At 41.7% G+C, this 19,192-nt stretch carries 24 protein-coding genes and 1 pseudogene; 13 read left to right on the top strand and 12 right to left on the bottom strand.

The window, feature by feature from the left end:
• Positions 1-78: 78 nt before the first annotated feature.
• From FBQ94_RS13595 to FBQ94_RS13545, 11 genes are all read left to right on the top strand, one after another.
• A complete protein-coding gene (locus FBQ94_RS13595) occupies positions 79-1,020 on the top strand; it encodes a S8 family peptidase (protein WP_285442195.1) in 942 nt (313 codons plus the stop codon).
• A gap of 5 nt (positions 1,021-1,025) precedes the next feature.
• Positions 1,026-1,244 carry a hypothetical protein gene (locus tag FBQ94_RS13590; RefSeq protein ID WP_007222674.1) on the top strand — a complete coding sequence of 73 codons (219 nt, stop codon included), beginning with the start codon at positions 1,026-1,028 and terminating at the stop codon, positions 1,242-1,244.
• A 216-nt stretch (positions 1,245-1,460) separates the two neighbouring features.
• Positions 1,461-2,408, top strand: a complete 948-nt coding sequence (locus FBQ94_RS13585) for a cyanobactin maturation protease PatG family protein (RefSeq protein WP_007222673.1) — start codon at positions 1,461-1,463, stop codon at positions 2,406-2,408.
• Positions 2,409-2,445: 37 nt separating this feature from the next.
• Entirely contained in the window at positions 2,446-2,628 is a 183-nt protein-coding gene (locus FBQ94_RS13580; RefSeq protein WP_285442194.1) for a hypothetical protein, read from the top strand.
• A gap of 77 nt (positions 2,629-2,705) precedes the next feature.
• Positions 2,706-3,116 carry a hypothetical protein gene (locus FBQ94_RS13575; protein ID WP_007222672.1) on the top strand — a complete coding sequence of 137 codons (411 nt, stop codon included), beginning with the start codon at positions 2,706-2,708 and terminating at the stop codon, positions 3,114-3,116.
• Positions 3,113-4,732, top strand: coding sequence for a C1 family peptidase (locus FBQ94_RS13570; protein ID WP_007222671.1), 1,620 nt, complete (start codon positions 3,113-3,115; stop codon positions 4,730-4,732). Before FBQ94_RS13575 ends, FBQ94_RS13570 begins: the two co-directional genes overlap by 4 nt.
• 434 nt (positions 4,733-5,166) lie before the next feature.
• Entirely contained in the window at positions 5,167-5,562 is a 396-nt protein-coding gene (locus FBQ94_RS13565; RefSeq protein WP_007222670.1) for a hypothetical protein, read from the top strand.
• Between the two features lie 77 nt (positions 5,563-5,639).
• Complete coding sequence (locus FBQ94_RS13560) at positions 5,640-5,879, top strand: hypothetical protein (protein WP_007222669.1); 240 nt, start codon at positions 5,640-5,642, stop codon at positions 5,877-5,879.
• Between the two features lie 82 nt (positions 5,880-5,961).
• Positions 5,962-7,002, top strand: a complete 1,041-nt coding sequence (locus FBQ94_RS13555) for a radical SAM/SPASM domain-containing protein (RefSeq protein WP_007222668.1) — start codon at positions 5,962-5,964, stop codon at positions 7,000-7,002.
• A 639-nt stretch (positions 7,003-7,641) separates the two neighbouring features.
• Positions 7,642-7,860, top strand: coding sequence for a hypothetical protein (locus tag FBQ94_RS13550; RefSeq protein ID WP_285442193.1), 219 nt, complete (start codon positions 7,642-7,644; stop codon positions 7,858-7,860).
• Between the two features lie 111 nt (positions 7,861-7,971).
• Entirely contained in the window at positions 7,972-9,282 is a 1,311-nt protein-coding gene (locus FBQ94_RS13545) for a DUF6895 family protein (protein ID WP_007222666.1), read from the top strand.
• 138 nt (positions 9,283-9,420) lie between these two features.
• Here FBQ94_RS13545 and FBQ94_RS13540 read toward each other — a convergent pair whose 3' ends face one another.
• The 4 genes from FBQ94_RS13540 to FBQ94_RS13525 all read right to left on the bottom strand — a co-directional run bounded on the left by FBQ94_RS13540 (position 9,421) and on the right by FBQ94_RS13525 (position 10,837).
• A complete protein-coding gene (locus FBQ94_RS13540; protein ID WP_007222665.1) occupies positions 9,421-9,771 on the bottom strand; it encodes a DUF5615 family PIN-like protein in 351 nt (116 codons plus the stop codon).
• The gene (locus tag FBQ94_RS13535; RefSeq protein ID WP_285442192.1) at positions 9,755-10,096 is read right to left on the bottom strand and encodes a hypothetical protein; all 342 of its coding nucleotides are present in this window, start codon (positions 10,094-10,096) and stop codon (positions 9,755-9,757) included. The genes FBQ94_RS13540 and FBQ94_RS13535 overlap by 17 nt, the downstream gene beginning before the upstream one ends.
• A 128-nt stretch (positions 10,097-10,224) precedes the next feature.
• Entirely contained in the window at positions 10,225-10,614 is a 390-nt protein-coding gene (locus FBQ94_RS13530; protein ID WP_007222662.1) for a type II toxin-antitoxin system VapC family toxin, read from the bottom strand.
• Between the two features lie 7 nt (positions 10,615-10,621).
• Positions 10,622-10,837 carry a hypothetical protein gene (locus FBQ94_RS13525; protein WP_007222661.1) on the bottom strand — a complete coding sequence of 72 codons (216 nt, stop codon included), beginning with the start codon at positions 10,835-10,837 and terminating at the stop codon, positions 10,622-10,624.
• Positions 10,838-10,995: 158 nt separating this feature from the next.
• Between FBQ94_RS13525 and FBQ94_RS13520 the strand changes: the two are divergent.
• Positions 10,996-11,821: pseudogene (locus FBQ94_RS13520) on the top strand (IS5 family transposase).
• 74 nt (positions 11,822-11,895) lie between these two features.
• Here the strand turns inward: FBQ94_RS13520 and FBQ94_RS13515 are convergent.
• The 8 genes from FBQ94_RS13515 to FBQ94_RS13485 form a co-directional block, all read right to left on the bottom strand.
• Complete coding sequence (locus FBQ94_RS13515) at positions 11,896-12,345, bottom strand: type II toxin-antitoxin system VapC family toxin (protein WP_007222658.1); 450 nt, start codon at positions 12,343-12,345, stop codon at positions 11,896-11,898.
• Positions 12,342-12,755: a hypothetical protein gene (locus FBQ94_RS13510; protein WP_285442191.1), complete on the bottom strand. Its 414-nt coding sequence runs from the start codon at positions 12,753-12,755 to the stop codon at positions 12,342-12,344. Before FBQ94_RS13510 ends, FBQ94_RS13515 begins: the two co-directional genes overlap by 4 nt.
• Before the next feature lie 528 nt (positions 12,756-13,283).
• The gene (locus FBQ94_RS13505; protein WP_007222656.1) at positions 13,284-13,706 is read right to left on the bottom strand and encodes a hypothetical protein; all 423 of its coding nucleotides are present in this window, start codon (positions 13,704-13,706) and stop codon (positions 13,284-13,286) included.
• Positions 13,696-13,923 (bottom strand): antitoxin family protein, encoded by a 228-nt coding sequence (locus tag FBQ94_RS13500; RefSeq protein WP_007222655.1) that lies wholly within the window; start codon positions 13,921-13,923, stop codon positions 13,696-13,698. The genes FBQ94_RS13505 and FBQ94_RS13500 overlap by 11 nt, the downstream gene beginning before the upstream one ends.
• A gap of 355 nt (positions 13,924-14,278) precedes the next feature.
• Complete coding sequence (locus FBQ94_RS17525; RefSeq protein WP_007222654.1) at positions 14,279-14,494, bottom strand: type II toxin-antitoxin system PemK/MazF family toxin; 216 nt, start codon at positions 14,492-14,494, stop codon at positions 14,279-14,281.
• The gene (locus FBQ94_RS13495; RefSeq protein ID WP_007222653.1) at positions 14,445-14,711 is read right to left on the bottom strand and encodes a hypothetical protein; all 267 of its coding nucleotides are present in this window, start codon (positions 14,709-14,711) and stop codon (positions 14,445-14,447) included. The genes FBQ94_RS17525 and FBQ94_RS13495 overlap by 50 nt, the downstream gene beginning before the upstream one ends.
• Before the next feature lie 437 nt (positions 14,712-15,148).
• The gene (locus FBQ94_RS13490) at positions 15,149-15,580 is read right to left on the bottom strand and encodes a type II toxin-antitoxin system VapC family toxin (RefSeq protein WP_285442190.1); all 432 of its coding nucleotides are present in this window, start codon (positions 15,578-15,580) and stop codon (positions 15,149-15,151) included.
• Complete coding sequence (locus FBQ94_RS13485; RefSeq protein WP_007222651.1) at positions 15,559-15,792, bottom strand: AbrB/MazE/SpoVT family DNA-binding domain-containing protein; 234 nt, start codon at positions 15,790-15,792, stop codon at positions 15,559-15,561. The genes FBQ94_RS13490 and FBQ94_RS13485 overlap by 22 nt, the downstream gene beginning before the upstream one ends.
• 270 nt (positions 15,793-16,062) lie before the next feature.
• Here FBQ94_RS13485 and FBQ94_RS13480 point away from each other — a divergent pair, with 270 nt between their 5' ends.
• Entirely contained in the window at positions 16,063-18,231 is a 2,169-nt protein-coding gene (locus FBQ94_RS13480) for a B12-binding domain-containing radical SAM protein (protein WP_007222650.1), read from the top strand.
• The last annotated feature ends 961 nt before the right edge of the window (positions 18,232-19,192 follow it).

Below are 19,192 nucleotides of genomic sequence, written 5' to 3'. Positions count from 1 at the left end.
GCCTTTTCTGGATTTCGCCAGAAAAGGCGTTTTTTGTTTAATCAGGTTTGAAAAACAGATGGATAAGAAAAAAAGTTCTTGTCATTATTAAAATCAGTACTCACTATCGACGTTATCGTACTGGCTGTTGGAGAAGAATGTATGGCAAATCCTTTAGACTTGGTCAAATTGACTTCATTGATGAAGCTCACCAGCGGTAAACCTGGAATTAAAATCGGATTAATAGATGGACCGGTTGTTATGAGCCATCCCGACCTTGAGACCAAAAATATCCGTACTGTTTCCGGGAAAATCCCAGGTGAATGTACTCAAAAGGGTAGCGATGCTTGTCTGCATGGAACCTTTGTTGCGGGTATTTTATGCGGGAAAAGAGGTTCTGTTGCTCCAGCGATCTGCCCTAACTGCACTTTAATGGTGCGTCCCATTTTTACCGAATTAACCTCCGTTAGTGAACGTATGCCAAGCACTACACCTCAAGAACTAGCTGGAGCTATTATCGAGTGCATTGAGGCAGGTTCCCACGTTTTGAACTTAAGCGTTGCGCTTGCACAACCGTCATCCAGAGGTGAACGTGAATTAGAGGAAGCGTTAGATTATGCAGTGAAACGCGGTGTTATCGTTGTCGCAGCTTCAGGTAACCAGGGAACCCTTGGAAGCTCCGCCATTACTCGACATCCCTGGGTTATTCCAGTAGTTGCGAGTGATCTTCAGGGAAGACCGATTAGTGAATCGAATCTGGGAAGCTCTATCGGCCGGAAGGGTCTATGTGCTCCCGGTGTTGATGTTACCAGCCTTGGAACTGAGGAGAAACCTCTTACATTGGGAGGAACAAGCGTAGCAACACCTTTTGTGACAGGTGCGATTGCACTCTTGAGGTCGGAATTTCCTGCCGCTACTGCTGCTGATGTAAAGTTTGCTATAACCCAAGCAGGTATGCGCAGAAGAAATACAATCGTACCTCCTTTGCTTGATGCATGGATGGCATATCAAATCATGACAAATAATTTAGAAAGGAGGTAAATGCTATGGAAAAAGATGAGGCGACGGACAACCACGAGGAAAAGAGTGAAAACCGTCCTTTCCGTGTGCGTCTTCCAGGTTTCGTTGCCGACGAGGATATTGGTCTTGGTGATGTTGTTAAGCGAGTAACCTCAGCAGCAGGAATTAAGCCATGTGGTGGTTGCGAACGCCGTGCTGCGGCGCTTAATCAATGGTTTGTTTTTACAGGCTGGCATTCGAAGTAGAGGATCATCAAGAAGGTATCTTATTGAGACAACAGTTTACCCATTAGTCTAAAACGCCACAAATAAAATAAAACCTGATTTGTCTTATATTCAGAGGGTTCATAATCAGTGAATATTTAAATTGATATACAGGGTGGCACGGACAAACTTCGTTTGTCCGTGTAGAACTTGCACGACGTTTTTTATAACTTATCCATTTAAAAAGGAGGGAATTTTATGGAACAAACAGAAGATAGAAAACAGTTAGGAGACAAACCCAGTGAGACAAATGTAACAACAGCACAATCTCCGGAAGACCGTGAGGGTGTGACGTTACCTCCACAACCTAAAGGCTCAACATCCGGTGAATCCCCATGTGCGAGAAACAGTTGTGGAGGAGGCGCTATGACCTATTCCAACGTGTATGCGTTGGGCAGGATCGAAACACGTTTTCCCAGCCTGGGAACAGAAAAAGAATTTGCCCAGGCTATGGCACGAACAAAGACATCCGGGCTTACAAACCAACAGGCATTCCATGCAGTTTTATCAGAACGGCAGAACCGTTATTTAGCACGGAAACTGTGCTGGATACTGACCATCGAAGGCATGGAGACATATATCTTGCAGCCGCGTGATCCTGCAGATTTTGATCTGTTGATCGAAGCTGTCCGTCCAGCTCCCAGTCCCATGGACATTGATGTAGCCATCGGAATAAAAGGACCAATTGCCCCGCCAGAGATGTGCAATGGGCTAATGGTTCCTATCGTGATGTTCGATCAGATTTATACCTTCGATCGAACATCATTTTTATCGGCCCTTAAAGAAAAAAGACCGGAGGCGATTGCTGCAGATGTATTTACAAATACCGCTGAGGAAGTGTTTGATAGGATTATGCAAATGGCTGACAATGCCGGTGCAACAGACGAACATCGCGCCTTGAACTATCTGGCAGTTCAATATGATGCAATCTATGCAAATACAGCCGAATGTCATCTGCGCAATTGTTCGTTAGCTGGGATAGAAGTTCGTCCCTCGCGTCTGAGTGGCACTCGGAAGATTTTCGATGTGATCTTTTCGTACACTAACCGTAACACCGATGTTACCGAAAAGTACTTTGTGCGGGTGGATGTGACGGAGGAATTTCCATTCCTTGTTACTAAGTTATCATCATACTACGATCGTTAAACTGGAAAAATAAAAAAATAAAAGGGGGTGAATAAGAATGAAAATGCCAGAATTTATTGCAGAAGTGTCATTATACAAGATGAACGGGAATTATCAATCAATAGCCGATTTGTCTTACAATACCAGTGAACAATCTGTTACTCCTGCTAGACCAATAAATTTACCACCGCTATGCTGTGTATGTGAGGGTGACGGCGGTTGTAAATGTAAGTGGTGCTAATCTAAAAAAAGTGGTTAATAAGTGAAGGATAATAATGTTATCGAACAGGTCTATATGAAGATAGGAGGGTAACTTAAATGACAAAACGATTGACGGATTTTTTTGCATATGGCGGGGGAATATATACACCTATTGTGTCGCCCACTTTTCAACCACGTACTGTGGGGGAACTCCGGCGACGCTTGGCTGAGTTAGGCAATCCCTGGTTCGTAGATGAGCGTCTCGGTGATGATGACCCTCTCCCTGAATACCCTATGGGTACTCAGGCAATTGAGGAAATTCCTACGGAAATACGTAGTTACAAACCAACACACGAGGATTTTGATAGAATCTTAAAGCAGCACCCGCCGGGCAATCCGTTCCTGCGGCTTCGCTGGATCGAGCTTGGCCTATTATCATCTGATGATCCTGGCATTCACGAGGGCACCTCTCAGATACCGAGGGACGAATCTGGACAATGCCATAGTACATCAAAGGAGGACAAATGAATATTGATTGGCGCAACCGATTTGGCTGGAACTGGATCAGCTCTGTCCGCGACCAAGTGGGCTCTGTTAATTGCTGGGCATTTGCAATGACTGCACTGTACGAGGCCATGGTGCGGATCGAGCATTGTGTTTGGTGTCGTCGGTCCGAAGGAGATTTAGCCCGTGGAGCTGGAAAGCAATCATGGGACATCGGAAATCCGGGAGAGGCTGCCTTTTTTGCGGAGAATTTCGGTATTGCCGATCCGGACTGTTTTCCATGGAGTGTGCCCGCCTCATTATACGTCTCAAAACCTCATGGCTCCGATATGAAACCCTTACCTTTATCTCCAACGCCTGACCGTATAGGACGTATTGTCAAGCTCAGCGAGCGGCATGTAGCGATTACAGACGTCACAGAAAAGAAGAACTGGATTGACAGGAAAGGACCGATGGCGACAATGCCCAGAGGACATGCTATATTAGTCGTAGGTTTTAACGATGACGATCCTGACCCTAAGAAAAAGTACTGGATTTTTAAAAACTCATACGGAACCGGCTGGGGGCAAAACGGTTTTGGCCAAATGGCATGGGATCAACTTGCTTCGGCGGAATTCTGGGGCATACATAATACTAATCCAGACCCTTGGACAAAAAGGCGCTTGCGCAACGGGGTGCTGGTTGAGAGTGGAAACGGACGCTGGCACAACAATTTTGAACTCTTTATCAAGCAAGGAATGACGTTGGAACACTGGTGGCGCGACCATGGAACTGCAAATTTCCCCTGGAATAAGGTCGGAATCGTTCGTTCATCTGATCGGTGGCGAGACACTTTTCATGATGATGCACTTGATTGCCCGGCGGTCATACAAAGCACGTTTAATCGCAATTATGAGGTGATTTATAGATCAAGTTCTGGTCGACTTCGTCATGTTTACTATGATCAGAATGCCGGATGGTGGTTTGATGCCACAAATGACCAAACTTTTGGCCCGAGCAACCCTGTCGGCATACCGGGATTCATTCAAAGCACACGGGGAGCGCCGGGAGATTTTGAGGTAGTCGTTCTCAAACTCAATGGCGAACTTGAACATTGGACGAAGCATAACAGTGCGCCTTGGACCCAGCGTCCTGGAACATGGTATTCCCGGGAGCAATTTGGCGCGGAGATTCGATTCGCCGGTCCTGCACTTGTTCAAAGCCACGCTGGGATAGCTAGTGAACTGGAAGCAGATAAAGGCGACTTGCATTATGTATGCACTGGCGGAGATGGTTTTATGCATCATTTCATTCGCCTCACTGGTGGCAGATGGAAACCTTTCTTAAAATTCGGTTCAAATATAACAAGCGCACCGTGCATGATCGAGGGACAATTTGATGCTAAGGACGAACTGGCTCCTGGGAACTTTGAGCTATGCGTTGCTGCGAATGGGCAAATCGAGCACTGGTGGCATAGACAGCTACCTGGTCAAACTTGGAATCGAAGTGCGGTTTTTGGCGCCGATGTACGGCGCGTGGTAGGACTTTTGGAGGGGAGTTTCGGTTTCAATTTAGAATTGATCGCAGAGAGGAATGACGGCCGATATCAGCACTATTGGCGTGATAGCAATGGTTGGCATGCAGGTGCAATAATAGTTTAAGGGATTCCATCGACTTTTTTCATGGGCTGCGGGTCAGACTTGACATGCCGTTGATTATTGATTTTCGGAGGAACAAAAAAATGTAAGTCTAGGGACACAACACTTACGAATTACCTGGACACCATACATACTTTTGAAGATTTCTATCATTCTTTTGTGAACCCTTCAGACCGGGAAAGACAGATGGGATAAAGGTAGGTTGAAGTATGAAACCCATCCTACACCAGGTAAGGTATAGTTTAGAATTCAATGAGAGTTAAAACCTTGATATATGTTTTATCAATAAAATGCTTGTTATTCCAGGTAATGAGAAAGTCTATATCGCGATTTGTTTCTAGTGCTCAAGAATAGCTGCCTCTCCGATATGAAGACCCTTTTCTGTACCTATTTTTTCGTATTGTAGAATTTAAAAATTTGAAAGGAGGTGAAATAAAATGAAAATACCAGGATTTATTGCAGAAGCATCACTTTATAAGACAAAAGGACAATACCGAACTGTTGCATCTTATACTATTCCAGAAATCCGGGTAGCGTTACAGTGGTGTCCCGATAAAAGGAAATGTAATAGCGCATGCTATTACTGTGAAGCATTCGGTAAACAGTGTGGTATTTGTGATGAGTGCAAGGATTGCGAGCCCGAGCTTCCAGGTGATAATGGTGGAGAATCCCCTCCGCCAAAACAATATCCCACAAAACCAGTTTGCAGGGAGGAATATGAAAGACGATGCCTTCCTCCGCCTTTTAATTGGTTTTGTTGGAACGAGTGTACGCGAACATGCTGTTACTATCAATCGCCGGATCAGAGATTTTGTGGCGTTGAGCCTTGTTGAGAATGACATTTTCCGAGCTTGGACAATTTATTAATTTTATCTAAAAGTAAACAAATATTTTTAAAGGGAGGTTAGCTATGAATGCTGAAAAAGTAAAACTACCACAGGATCCGATTCCAATGCGTTCAGTTCGTATTCCACCAGAACTTCTCAGAGAATTCAAGACGGAACCTATGCGTATTGTGCGAGATGTAGGGTCGAATGGTATACTTATTCTGCCTGACAATATCTTACGCAATTTTGAATTATTGTCAAAATTAAGAGATGAGTATGACGTGGTGCTTGTACCAAAATTGCAAGAGGTGGAAGAGAGATAGAAAATAAAATAAGAAGATTATTCAAGGGAACCGTCATTATGATGGTTCTCTTGAATAAATAGGATATATTGGAGGAGTAATAATGTCACTTGATGGATCAGGATGGACATCTTTTCTAAAAAATATTGGATGTATTCTAACATATAAATGCCAGGTTATGTGTCCTCATTGCATAATTGAGGCTAGTCCTGACAGAAAAGAAGAGTTATTAATTAACGATGCATTTGATTGGATCCAACAATTAGCTAATTATAGGAATGGGTATATCACAGCACTTTCACTAACTGGTGGTGAACCTTTTTATGATATTGGTAAATTGAAAAGGATCGCCAATTTTGCGGAAGATTGTGGTTTGGTAATTACGGCTGTAACCAATGCCTTTTGGGCAACTACAAGAGAAAAAGCAAGTAAGATACTTCGAGAAGTTCCTGAAATTAAAATGATTGCTATCAGTACGGATGTATATCATCAAAAATTTATACCTTTTGAAAGAGTGAAAAATGCCGTTCTAGCTGCAACCGAGTGTAACATACCTTACAATATAACTGTATGTACGGAAAATAAAGATGATAGAGAGTATAAAGAGATATTAAATAAATTACAGAAAATTACAGAAAAGGACAATATTAATACAGTTTGTACTTTTTTAGTAGGGAGAGCTTCAAAGAAGCTTTATACTCCAACATATGAAATGTCAGAAGACCCGCCTGTTTCAGCTTGTATAGCTGCTGGTTCACCTATAATCTTTCCTGATGGAAAAGTAATAGCTTGTATAGGACCGCTAATTGATTTGCAATCTTCACATCCTCTACTATTAGGAAATTTAAGGAAAAATTCAATAAATGAAATCTTCGAAGAGGCAGAATCGAATCCAATCTTACATGCAATAAGAATATGGGGTCCAAAAAAGTTAATTTCTATAATCAAAGAAGCAGGATTAAGAGAATATCTCCCCGAAAGATACATAAAGAATGGAATTTGTGATGCTTGTTATAAGCTTATGTCTAATAATAAAATTGTGGAGTTTCTTACCAATTTAGCAAATGATTTTGAATTTAATCGAAAGGTTGCATTTGCGAGGGCGTATTATCTGAATGAGACTAAAATGGCTGAAGTTTATTAATTAAGTAAAAATCCATCGACCACGAACTTTTATTCCTTTACCTGATTAATCAGAAGAAAATTGCCGATTATCATGGACTACATTACCCAACAATAAACAGGGCAAAAAAGGACTGATCTAAATTATAAGATTAAATACCCACTCACCTTACCTGCTTCTTCTGAGTGATTCGCAAAATTGTTCTTTTTATCTTACGTTCTTTGCAAATAGATCGAGATACCTTATATCATCAATGGCAAGAATCCCATCATTGACGGATGCAGTAGTTCTTTGTTTTTTAACAAAATAGTGCTCTATTTGGCTGCTGGCGTCCAGCGGCAGATTAGCGGAAGGACATTATATTTATGAAAGGGGGTGAGTGAAATGAAGGTTAAGATCAAGAAATTAAAGGGACAAGAGAAGCCAGAATGGTCGTGGACTTTCTGGTAATTGTTTCTTTAATGAAACTGGGGGTAGCAGTTGAAAAACTGCTACCCCCTATTTAATGAAGATTTAACCGAACTAGTTGAAAAGATAATAGAGATTGTGGGATGACATTTTGCGAGCTTGGAATATCTATTAATTTATCTAAAAGTAAACCAATATTTTTATATTGAAAGGAGAAACAAAATGCCAAAGGTAAATGATCTCGAAGCAAATGTGCAAAACCTAGTAGAAACCAAGGTCTTGAATCTCGATGTGTCGCTGTCATCACTGGTAAAGGGTGGCGCTATTTCTGGGCTCGACCCTTGGGATATCTGGTGTGGAAACGGTTGGATATTACGCAAGTGGCCAGGGCCTCGACCGATTGGCATCAATGAACTTGACAATATCAGGAACCTTATCCAACACGAACTCCGTTTGAAAGCTGGAGGATAAGTATAAGGGTCTTGCTAAAGATTGATGTTTTCTGCAACCCAAGAAATATTCTTCCCCTCAGCCTGTATTTGCTGAGGGGAAGAGTAGATAAGTTTTTAGGGAGATACATAAATGAACTTTTCTGAGTTAATATCAAGGCAAGCCTTGCAGTCTAGGATGCACAGCACTATACGGCTACTGCACAATGGCGCAAGTAACATCCAAAAGGCTACAGCTGGGGATGCGCGGGCTGACAAGGCGGCTTGCGAAATCGCTCTGCTATTCTGGGGGCTAAATCGACATGGGTATTTCTCCGTTGAGTCTAATACCGTAATTCAAAGCCTTCTGAATCTAATCGAGCAGCGCCTTAGGTCGAATGCAATAATTCAAGGGTTGCTTTGGAAACCGTCGCGCGCTTTTATGCTGTGTATGGGTACAGCATTGCTAAATAAGCTTGGAAGACATAACACTAAATTTGATAACATAGCACGCGCCGCATGGAGGAAACTATTCTTAGATTCATCCGAAAGAAGTCCATTTCAATTGCTTGAAGTCAAATGGAGTTCTCAAATCCTAGGGGTAAATATTCCACTTAATATTCCAGATGATAGCTTATTACATCGCAAGTCTTCTCCGCTGATGATGAATGCTGATGATGGTTACGCTTTTACGCATTCCGTATTCTACACCACGGATTTTGGCTGCCATCCATTGCCACTAACGACTGTCCCGAATGATATTTGGGAGACAATAGAATCTGGAATTATGTGGAGTCTATTACGATTTGACTTTGACCTCTTAGGTGAGTTTCTATTGACAGCGTTCTATTGTCGAATGCCGTATACACCCATCTTTTACATTGGGCTGAGTGCGCTATTTTTGACTTGGGATGTTAATGGTTTTGTACCAGATAGAGAGCTTAGTGCTTCAGAACTCACATCTAGTGGAATTTTCTATGGTATTTATCATGCTAATATTGTTGCCGCACTTTTATCCAGCGAACTTATGAAGCATAAGATGGATTATGATAGAGAAGCGATGCCATTACTCGTTTCGTCAGCCTCTTTTGAAGCGTTGTCTGCCAAATGTTCCTCCGTGTTGTCAAAATTCAATTTTGATAAGAACGAAAGGTTTCATCACAAGTTTATGTCAGCTTCTGCGTTATTAGAGAATGTCTTGGGACGCAGGGTAACAGAAAAGCTTGTATCAGTCCTCGGTGATGGTATGCTATCACATGCATATCCAGACTTGCTAATTGGGTATGGTCTTACATATCAGGACTTTGCGGCTGTATTGGTAGGTGTGAGTAGATCACTTGATAAAAAACGCATGTCGCCGACGATGGCCTGCGCGATTGAATGGTTGGTTATGGCCACAGAAATCCATGAATTAGCAACAGATAGCAACCATGATGGTATCGAGTATTCTTTAAATATCACCTAACAACCGCATCAACTTGAACTAGTTGCGTAGGATGGGTCAATCGGAGCGGTCTCATCGATTTCGTTGAATGTTATTATTTGATGGATGCGCTGTCGTCCATTCGGCAAGCTCAGGACAGGCTTCATCCATCCTGCATGGCTAAGATTTCAGGAAATCAATGCCATAAGATTTTACATCATGAGAATGTTTTGAATCATACTTTAAAATAGCTCTGGCTATCAGTGAAAAATTATCATCTGGTAATGTATGGGGAATTATGAGGACTCCACTATGAGAACGATGCTCATGAAAGAATTGAACGGTCAGGCGGATAAAATCATTCCTGTTGCGTGTTACAAGGCATCTCTTTTCAGAGGCAACCAGTTTAAGGTGTTCTCTATCTTCCGCCTGCACCATGCCAGTTTCATGGGCGCTGACGGCATCTATGCTGTGTTTTCTGAGTATTTCTGCAATCTTTGGGCTCAAATCTTCATCAAGATAATATTTCAACGGTTGTCTCTGATAAGGAATGGGAATCTTTTATGAATGTGCTCTTCAGCCTGGTAGGGTTGGCAGTGCCCACCAAAAAATCAGCAATGCAGGACGGGTCAAGCGGAGCGTACCCATCCAACTGAACGAAAGTTACAGGAATTCTGAAGGGGTTAAAACATTGATAGACGTCTTTCCGGTAAAGTGTTTGGTATTCCATAGAATGATTGTTTCTATACCGATAGCTATTTTCGAATGATTTGTTTAAAGTCCCAATACTTTTTTCAGTATAAAATCTACGTCCTTCAGAACGTCCGCATTTTGGAAAGGGTTTTTCGTATGCCAATACCGTCTCCTACTGTATTTTCAAAGGCCTTCCGAGTTTTTATCTCTTCCTTATCGAGAAAAGAGATAGATTCCTCTTCAAATCCTTTCCAAAAAGGCCTTTCATGCTCATATTGAATTCCCACGGAGTTACCAGATGGTTTTTATATTGGGAAGGTTTTGAAGGGTTTCGTCTTTTGTGATTATGGGGAGGTTGAGATATCTTGCAGTTGAGACAATGATCTTATCGTGAAGTTCAGGGATGTCTTTTAGGGTAATCATTTTCTGGAGAATGGGGTAATCGAGTGCGCTGATCACAAAATTTTCACTTTCACGTATTTCTTTAAATAATTTCTTAAAGTTAAAGGATATGCGTTTTTTATCAAAAATGCTTAATGCTTCTGCAATGACAATTGAAGGCACAAAGATTACATTTTCTCCTTTTTCACATTTCTCAAAGATTGCTGATGCCTTTGGACTTATTTTAGGACTGTCTGTAAACCACCAGAGAAGGGCGTGTGTGTCCGTTACAAAGTTCATAAAAGCTTTATATCACTATTTTGCTAGAGAGGGACTTTTTCGCGGAAGTTACATCTTCATCGGTAATATCCACCCCTTTGAGAATGCCCCTGAGCGATATGATTTTTTTACCTGTTGGAGCGAGTTTCTTGAGAACGGTTAATTTTAAATCAACAATCTCTTTCTCAATAGTTTCAATCTTATGGAGTATATCAATAGCGCCGTTTAAAGCTATCTGTTTCATGGGAGTTGTTCCTTTTTTAAGAATATTTATTAAATATTAATCTTTGTGTGAGGTTAGTTTTAATGTAAATACTGCTCTTTGTCAAGATATTACTGAGATATTTATTAAGCCTAGAGCGTGTTATGCGCTTTTGTGGATAAAACTGTTATAATTTGGGTATGGAACCAAATAAAAACAAAAGAAAACCATACCCAAGTGATGTCACTGATGCTGAATGGGCATTTGTCGCCCCTTGCCTGGCCTTGATGAAAGAGGAAGCTCCTCAAAGAGAGCATTTTTTGAGAGAAGTCTTCAATGGGCTGAGATGGATGGTCAGAGGGGGAACCACCTGGAGGATGATCCCCCATGATCTTCCTTCCTGGTATACCATCTACCAGCAAGCTATGAGATGGATAAGAGCTGGAGTCTTTGAGGCCATTGTTCGTGATCTTCGAGAGATCTTGCGGCTGGCTGAAGGAAGGAAAAAGGAGCCTTCTGCGGCGATTATCGATAGCCAGACTATTCAGTCTACCCCTGAGAGTGGAGGAAGAGCCGGATATGATGGACACAAGAAGAAGAAGAAAGGAAGCAAGATCCATATGGCTGTCGATACTCTCGGACATCTTCTGGCTTTGCAGGTAACTCCTGCCCATGAGCAGGAACGAGCTCAGGTGAAGAAGCTTTGTCAAGAGATTCAGGAAGTAACGGGAGAATCCGCCTTGATAGCCTTTGTGGATCAAGGCTATACAGGTGATCAGGCAAAAGAGGATGCCAAAGAGCATGGAATAGAGCTTCAGGTGGTGAAGCTCCCTCAGGCAAAGAAAGGATTTGTACTTCTCCCCAGAAGATGGGTCGTTGAGAGATCCTTTGCCTGGAAGAGCAGGTTCAGAAGACTCGTAAGGGATTATGAGCGAATGCCTGAAGCGCTGGACTGGTCTTCATTTCCTTGCTTTTGCCATACTCATGCTCAGAAGATTTGCTAAGGTGATATTTCAAAGTGCATAACACGCTCTAGTAGGGTGGGCAGTGCCAACCGGAAAATAGGCAAGAAGGATAGGACAAGCGGAGCTGAACGAAAGTTATAGGAATTCTGAAGGGGTTAAAACTTTGACAGACGTCTTTCCGGTAAAGTGTTTGGTGTTCCATGTAATGATTGTATCTATGTTGTTTGTCTCTAACGTCCATAAAATGACGGAGTCGCCGAGTCGGAGTCCTCTCTGTATTCTGGACAGACATTCCGAAACGAGCGTGGCCCAGAAGTCCTTTTCTTCGTTTGCTGTGAAACGTGGAAAGAGTATTTGTGTATCTTCGGCTGTGAGGTACTTATGAAAGAGCGTCATGGAGTCTTCTTTTCTTATAGCAGTGGTAAGTATTCCGCACAATTCAAGAAGATTGAAGATGGTAATGGCCTTGATTTGATCGCCAATCTTGTCGAAAAATCCTCTCGTGGCATTATACCTTTGGTCATTATGGAAGATATGATAAATGGCAAGAACATCCGTATCAAGTGCAATCATATCGATAGTCATTTTCGAACAATTTCTATTACGTTGCTGATATCTGTTGAACCAAAGGTGGTTTTAACAGCTTCCTCAATGCTTGCTGAATCTAGTATCAGATCTTTTAGTTTACCTTTTTTCTTAAGCTTTCCATCGAGATAAAGAGATACAGAATGTTGAATATCGTCTATGGAGGTCATTACTACTTCAAATTCTTTACCAACGGCAGATGTTGCTAATTCATCCGGAATGGAGAGATGTCCATCGGGAAGGACTTTTCCTTTGAACCTATATGTTTTATGAAAGATATTCATAAGCATATTATTAAAGTACATGAAATCTTTGTCAAGTATTAAATGAGTTGTGTAGGATGGGTCAAGCGGAGCGGACCCATCGATCCCGTTGAATGTTATTATTTGATGGGTGCGTTGTCGCTTCACCCATCCTACATGGCTTAAAAGTATTTTTTACAAGCATTTTTTAACAAAGTAATGCTCTAATTGATCACTGGGCGTCCAGCGACAGATCAGCAGCAATCTTATTTGCTGAAGGACATTTTACATATATGAAAGGGGGTGAGTGAAATGAAGGTTAAAATCAAGAAATTAAAGGGACAAGAGAAGCCAGAATGGACGCTCAAGGGTTGGTAATTGATTGTTTCTTTAATAAGGGGTAGCAGTTGAAAAACTGCTACCCCTATTTAATGAAGATTTAACTGAACTAGTTGAAAAGATAAAATCAAAATTTGGTCCATGGTTGGGGAGATTGCACAATTGAATGATCGTATGGCTGATCAATTGACCATATAACCATTTAGCCATAGAACTGTTTTTCCAAGTAGATAAGGTTAAGAGACAAAACTCAATTTTTTTTATATACCCGAAGTTCTTGAACCAGCAAAAGGAGATTCGGTTATGCTTTTTTCGGGATATTTCCCTCCCTCAATATCCATGGGGCAAGTGGGTTGGTTACTCTGGCAATAGCCTTGAAGTGTTCATGTTGGAAGTGGTCATCAGCAGAAAAAATTTCTGTAACAATATCTGCCAGAGGTAAGCACATAAATAATCATAGATGTGAATATCCGAGGAAAGGCTTTTATAGAAAGAGGCTTCGATTAACTCTATTGTAAGATTTACTATATGGAACTTAGGGGTTTTAAAACTCTCCAGGATATCTTTTCTTATATTAACGGAAAGGTTGCTTTTGCGTAATACATCAAGGATTTCGGCAATTTGGTGAGTAGTTATTGCTATGATAAGGTTGGCATCTTCTAGTTTTTCAGTTAGGAACTGAACCGCCCGATTATGAATCTTTACGAATTCCAGTCTTTTGGGAATTACGTAAGCATAATACCAGATGTTGGTATCAATGAATATGAAATTAGTCAACATCTATCTGAGTATCTTTGATAAGTTCCTTAGACGTACGCGTAGGAAGAGTACTTTTGAGGTGACGGATTATTTTTTTCACAGCCGGAGGAATCTTTTGTTTCCTATGTGCTTCAGGAGAAACAATAGCGATTTTAACAACTTGATGTTCTCCTAATTTAAGGACTTTCGTGGGTTTTAATACCCCATTTTCATAGATAGCTTCAATGATTTTAGACATATTATTTCCCTTGCTAAAGTATCGTAAGTGCAGAAGTACCAGTAGAATTGCAAAAATCAAAAGGGTAATAATCATATTTTATGACTAATTATTCAGGGAATCAAGCGCAATTAAAGGGACACATGGGTCTTGGTATTCGTTCTATTTAGTCATTATTTGATAGGTGCGCTGTCGCTTCACCCATTCTACACAGCTATTTTCGAATGATTTGTTTAAAGTCCCAATACCTTTTTCAGTATAAAATCCACGTTCTTCAGAACATCTGCATTTACTGCTCCCCATCGTTCTGAAAACCATTGGATAGAAAGAGATTTCACCTGGTCGCTCGTATATGGAAGTTTGACGAATACCACCTTCAGGAGGTGATATGAGGGACGTGGAGCCGAAAGGGTTTATTCTTTCTGAAAGTTGTAATAGGGCAAACAACAATCAATCCCCATGTACTCTTGTTGAGTTCATCAACGGAAACAACAAGGGCGGGATGCAGGTCTTGTATTTCTAAACCGATAGATGGGCTGAAATCAACGAGCCAGATTTCTCCTCTTTTTGGAAAGGGTTTTTCGTATGCCAATACCGTCTCCTAATGCATTTTCAAAGGTCTTCCGTGTTTTTATATCTTCCTTATCGAGAAAAGATATAGAGTCCTCTTCAAATCCTTTCCAAAAAGACCTTTCATGCTCATCCACAAGTTTGTCAACTAATTCCATAATGCTGATATGTTCAGCCGTGGAAATTTTTTTAAGTCTTGCCTGTGTTGTCTTAAGCACTCTTAGAGTTGTCGTTTTCATAATAATCCTCCATATATTTGTCTACAAGTATATCATGTATACAAAGGTTTTCAATTTTAATTTTGTATCAGTTTACCGTCGAGGGCGCTGAGAACGCAGAGTGATAAAGGGAAAAGGAGAAACTATTGCATAATTTTAAATCAACAATTTCTTTCTCAATAGTTTCAATCTTATGGAGTATATCGATAGTGCCATTTAAAGATGTGTGTTTCAAGGTAATAAATTTAAAATTGTCGCTGGATTGAGGTTATAAATTGGTATTACTGACAATTCAAATCAGTAAAGGGGAAAGGTATTCATATTACATCACCTTTATTAAAGGTTGTTATATAGAGAGTCCTCTGATAATGAATATCAGGATGACGGGTAAATTATTCAAGATAGGGTTGGCGTAGGCGCGGTAATATTTTTAAAAATTTCACAAATCCTGAAAATTATCACAAGAGTTTGTGTGGAATGTTTATAAGCGATAGCTGTTTAGAAAAGGGTTTATCGAATGTTAATATGGGAATTTTGAGTTCGGATGCAGCAGCGGCTAACACTGCATCCCCATAATCTTTTATTGTATCGGGCCACAAGGATAAAATAGTGCTTATAAAATACCCTTGTTGATGTTTTATCCCTGGATTTTTAAACAGATCGAGAAGCATGTGGTTTATGAATAATGAATCAACTTTGTAAATAGATTGCAAAGTGTAAACGAATTCGGTAATGGTGTTTGAAATTATGATTATCTCAGCCTGAAAGTTTGATGCATCTTCTATATATCCGGAGATCTTTTCAGTTTGAGTCTTGCTTCTGGTTGTGGTATACGAAATCAGGCAATTGGTATCTATAAGAAAGGAGTTCATTTGTTCTTCAATATCCACATTTTTCTAGCCTCCAGGATATCCTCTTTGATATTGCCGGCTTCGACTTTAATGGATCCTTTATACTTAAGAAATGGTTTATCGGCAGGTTCAACGAATATTCTGTTTTCTTCAATTTTCCATTCGATTGAATCTGAAACACTTAAATGAAGTTTCTCTCGGATTTCTCTCGGAATGGTAACTTGGAATTTTGAGGTAATTTTAGATTTCATACGTATTCTCCACGCATTATAGTAAACGTCAAAAGTAAGTTGTCATTGCGAGAGAAGCGAAACAATCTAAACCTCCGGGATTGCTTCGGGCTATTGCTCTCGCAATGACATTTGGATATATGGTTATTTAATTCGTTTATAATAATGATACACGCTATTTAATACTATACGCCATACTGATCTCCTTACAATAATACAATAACGTAAGGTAAATAATTTGTCAATGTATTTATCATTGCATCTCAATCAATTTGGAAGGAAACTATATTTATGAATTCGTTTCAAACGGCACTACTTTTTCCCCCTGTATGGTATTATCCGAATACACCGGCAGAGGTGGCTTACCTGGCGGCTTATCTGCGTACGAAAGGCATTGAACCTTACGTACGGGATCTCAGTATCGAAATGTTCGACCTTATTTTAGATGATGACTGGCTCAAGAATATTTACCATCGCTTGTTGCAAGAGTGGCAATCTTTAGATGCAAAGAATCATCTTTCGCAACAGGAACAGGCCCGATACCATGCCCTGACCCCGGTTGCCATTACGGGCAAATATGTCGTAGAAGAGGTCAACCGGGCGAAGAACGTTATGCGCGACCCCGCGTGTTTCTATAATTATCGCTCCTACTGGCATGCGCGTCAGGTTTTAGAACAGGCCTGTACACTGATCTCCACAGCCTTTGCACCAACACGTATTACGCTCTTTAACTACCAAATGCAGTACGATGAGCGTTCTTTCCGGCAAGTTTTACAAGCGATCCAGGCAACGAAGGAACATCCGTTCCTCAGCATTCTTTACTCCCGGTGGCTGCCTGATATTCTTGAAAAAGAATTTGATCTCATAGGCCTCAATGTGACACACCCGGACCAGATAATCCCTGCCCTTACCCTTGCCCATGTATTGAAGAAAGAAGGGTCAAAGGCACATATTACCGTCTTTGGGTGTCTGGAAGACCAATTCAGCTTTACCCACATCCTGGACTGTTTAGAGACAGGGGATGCCTCACCACTTTTTTCCCTGATAGATAGCATAATTGTGTATGAATGCGAGCGTCCTTTTACGAGGCTTGCAGAGGTTCTTGCCTCAGGAAAGAACCTCGATGATGTACCTAATCTGGCATACTGGAATAATGGGAAGATGCACGTGAACCCCATTTGCGAGCCAGAAGATATCCAGGCATTACCGGCACCGAGTTATAAGGATTTTCCTCTTGAAAAATATTTCTTTCCAGAAAGGGTTATTGACTATTTGATCTCCCGGAGTTGCTATTGGGGGCATTGTTCTTTCTGTTCCATTGGCGCCCCGCGCCGCAGCTACCGTTGCCGGAAGGTGAATAATGTGCTTGATGACCTGGCGTCTATACAAACCCAGACACAGGCACGGTTCTTCCGCTTCCGTGACCAGATTCTTTCCCCTTCCTATTTATCACAATTTGCACAGGGTATTCTAGACCGAAAGCTCAATATTAGATGGACGTGTCGTGCCCGGTTTGAGTCGGGTTTTACGGTAGAACTGCTCAGGAAATTACGGCAGGCAGGGTGTATAGCGATATGGTTTGGCCTGGAGAGTTTTTCGGAACGATTACTGAACCTCGTGAAGAAGGGCACAAAACGTGAGACCATCGAAAAGGTGTTAGAGAATTGTGTTCAAGCAGGCATAAAGGCACGCCTCCTGACCATTGTGGGATTACCTACAGAAACAGAACAAGAAGCCCATGAGACGCGGGATTTCCTTATCCGGCATCATAAGCAGATTGAGGATTTTAGTTACACCCCGTTTATTCTCTTCCGGCAATCCGATATGGCAAAGAATCCTGCTCACTATGGCATTACTACGCTCAATTACCCGGATGAGGGGATGTTAGCGTATTATCTTGACTATACGACCTCAAGCGGGATGTCGCCAGATGAGATACAACAGGTATCCCAGGACATTGCTTCTGAGTTGAAAAAGTACTTCCCATCACATTTCTTAATTCCTACCCATCGTTATCTCTATATGGAGCATTACGGAGCAGGTTTTACTGATGCGGTATCGAAAGAAGAAGAGGAGCCAGCAATTGAAGGGGAATTCTTGGAATGGAGGCCGAAGGTGCCTTCATGGATCCTTTACGGGACGATTCATTACAATTATGATTTCATTGATGAGCAGCAACAAGCACGGGATAAAGCGCCCAATGCGTCCAATAAGGAGGCTATAACCGATCCACTTACGCCACAAGAGGTGCTTCTTGTGTACAATATAGAAACCGGTGAAAGGTGGCAGATGGAGAAAGATGCCGCCTTTCTGCTTGCTTCGAGTGATGGCAAAACCACGATTCGTTCTATCATCGAACAGGCAAGTAATATATTCAACATTTCAATGGACGAATCGCAGCAGGTATGTAGTGATTTTTTCAAAGAGGCGTTGGGGCTTAAAATTATTGAATTTGTATGAAAATAAGACTTTTATCTCACCTCTAAAAAGGCTTGTCCCGTACTCGATACCGGGAGGGGCCGGGGATGTATTATGGGCACTTTTACCCACCCCTCAATCCCCTCCCAAGAGGGGACTTTTCAAATTCCCCTCTTGAGAGGGGCAAGGGGTGTGTTTATTCTGCTCGTTTCCAAACAGAGTCTGGAAACAAGCGGTTAAACCATATTTGGCTGCTGGCGTCCAGCGGCAGATTAGTGGAGGAATATTATTTACGAAAGAGGGTGAGTGAAATGAAGGTCAAGATCAAAAAGTTAAAGGGGCAAGAGAAGATACAGGCTGGTAGTGGTTGTATGTGGTAATTGTTTCTTTAATAAGGGGGTTAGCAGTTGAAAAACTGCTAACCCTATTTATGAATAACAACTTAGAGGGGTTAAACTTTCAAAATGGCGTGCCCAGAGAAGGGTACTGCTTTCTAACGGGTGAAAGTCCCGTCATGGTAAAAGCCGGAGCCATGTAGCTTGGATGGCAGGGGGCGATGGAAACGTTGCCTTCTGAAGCCCCATTGACAACTGGCCGAGCCTGTCAATTTTAGGCGAAGGCGGAATTCACTAACCTAAACTGGCTAATAGGGAAAAGAACGGTGGCGGGGTATCAGCGGCGACACGGAGAGAAAGGAGCAGTAGCAACTGGGGAAACCCTCCTTGACCCTGATAGAAATATCAGGAACGAAGGTAAGCCTTATAAGTCCCACGGCGAAATGGGCTGACAGACAAGAGGGTGGCGGATGAGTCCGTAGTAGTGAGGATGGCAAGGACAACAGAACTTTACCGGAGCGAAGGGGCTCTGCTGTGTCTTAAATCTTTCTACGGAGGTAAAGCAGGCGAACCTTTACCTCAACGAAGTGGATGAGATGATGGAGCGGGCACGGGAGGTAACCCGCCGCAATGGATACTACAATCTTGAATATATTCGGAGCGCAGAT

This window comes from Candidatus Jettenia sp. AMX1, from assembly GCF_030263775.1.
GTDB classification, from domain to species: Bacteria; Planctomycetota; Brocadiia; order Brocadiales; family Brocadiaceae; genus Jettenia; species Jettenia caeni.
This window is presented reverse-complemented; position numbering and strand designations above follow the sequence as displayed.

What these genes read in the sequence shown, in the direction of transcription:
- FBQ94_RS13590 (WP_007222674.1), top strand. Translation starts at nt 1,026, where the DNA reads ATGGAAAAAGATGAGGCGACGGACAACCACGAGGAAAAGAGTGAAAAC.
- FBQ94_RS13585 (WP_007222673.1), top strand. Translation starts at nt 1,461, where the DNA reads ATGGAACAAACAGAAGATAGAAAACAGTTAGGAGACAAACCCAGTGAG.
- FBQ94_RS13580 (WP_285442194.1), top strand. Translation starts at nt 2,446, where the DNA reads ATGAAAATGCCAGAATTTATTGCAGAAGTGTCATTATACAAGATGAAC.
- FBQ94_RS13575 (WP_007222672.1), top strand. Translation starts at nt 2,706, where the DNA reads ATGACAAAACGATTGACGGATTTTTTTGCATATGGCGGGGGAATATAT.
- FBQ94_RS13570 (WP_007222671.1), top strand. Translation starts at nt 3,113, where the DNA reads ATGAATATTGATTGGCGCAACCGATTTGGCTGGAACTGGATCAGCTCT.
- FBQ94_RS13565 (WP_007222670.1), top strand. Translation starts at nt 5,167, where the DNA reads ATGAAAATACCAGGATTTATTGCAGAAGCATCACTTTATAAGACAAAA.
- FBQ94_RS13560 (WP_007222669.1), top strand. Translation starts at nt 5,640, where the DNA reads ATGAATGCTGAAAAAGTAAAACTACCACAGGATCCGATTCCAATGCGT.
- FBQ94_RS13555 (WP_007222668.1), top strand. Translation starts at nt 5,962, where the DNA reads ATGTCACTTGATGGATCAGGATGGACATCTTTTCTAAAAAATATTGGA.
- FBQ94_RS13545 (WP_007222666.1), top strand. Translation starts at nt 7,972, where the DNA reads ATGAACTTTTCTGAGTTAATATCAAGGCAAGCCTTGCAGTCTAGGATG.
- FBQ94_RS13530 (WP_007222662.1), bottom strand. Translation starts at nt 10,614, where the DNA reads ATGAACTTTGTAACGGACACACACGCCCTTCTCTGGTGGTTTACAGAC.
- FBQ94_RS13525 (WP_007222661.1), bottom strand. Translation starts at nt 10,837, where the DNA reads ATGAAACAGATAGCTTTAAACGGCGCTATTGATATACTCCATAAGATT.
- FBQ94_RS13515 (WP_007222658.1), bottom strand. Translation starts at nt 12,345, where the DNA reads ATGACTATCGATATGATTGCACTTGATACGGATGTTCTTGCCATTTAT.
- FBQ94_RS13505 (WP_007222656.1), bottom strand. Translation starts at nt 13,706, where the DNA reads ATGTTGACTAATTTCATATTCATTGATACCAACATCTGGTATTATGCT.
- FBQ94_RS13500 (WP_007222655.1), bottom strand. Translation starts at nt 13,923, where the DNA reads ATGTCTAAAATCATTGAAGCTATCTATGAAAATGGGGTATTAAAACCC.
- FBQ94_RS13495 (WP_007222653.1), bottom strand. Translation starts at nt 14,711, where the DNA reads ATGAAAACGACAACTCTAAGAGTGCTTAAGACAACACAGGCAAGACTT.
- FBQ94_RS13485 (WP_007222651.1), bottom strand. Translation starts at nt 15,792, where the DNA reads ATGAAATCTAAAATTACCTCAAAATTCCAAGTTACCATTCCGAGAGAA.
- FBQ94_RS13480 (WP_007222650.1), top strand. Translation starts at nt 16,063, where the DNA reads ATGAATTCGTTTCAAACGGCACTACTTTTTCCCCCTGTATGGTATTAT.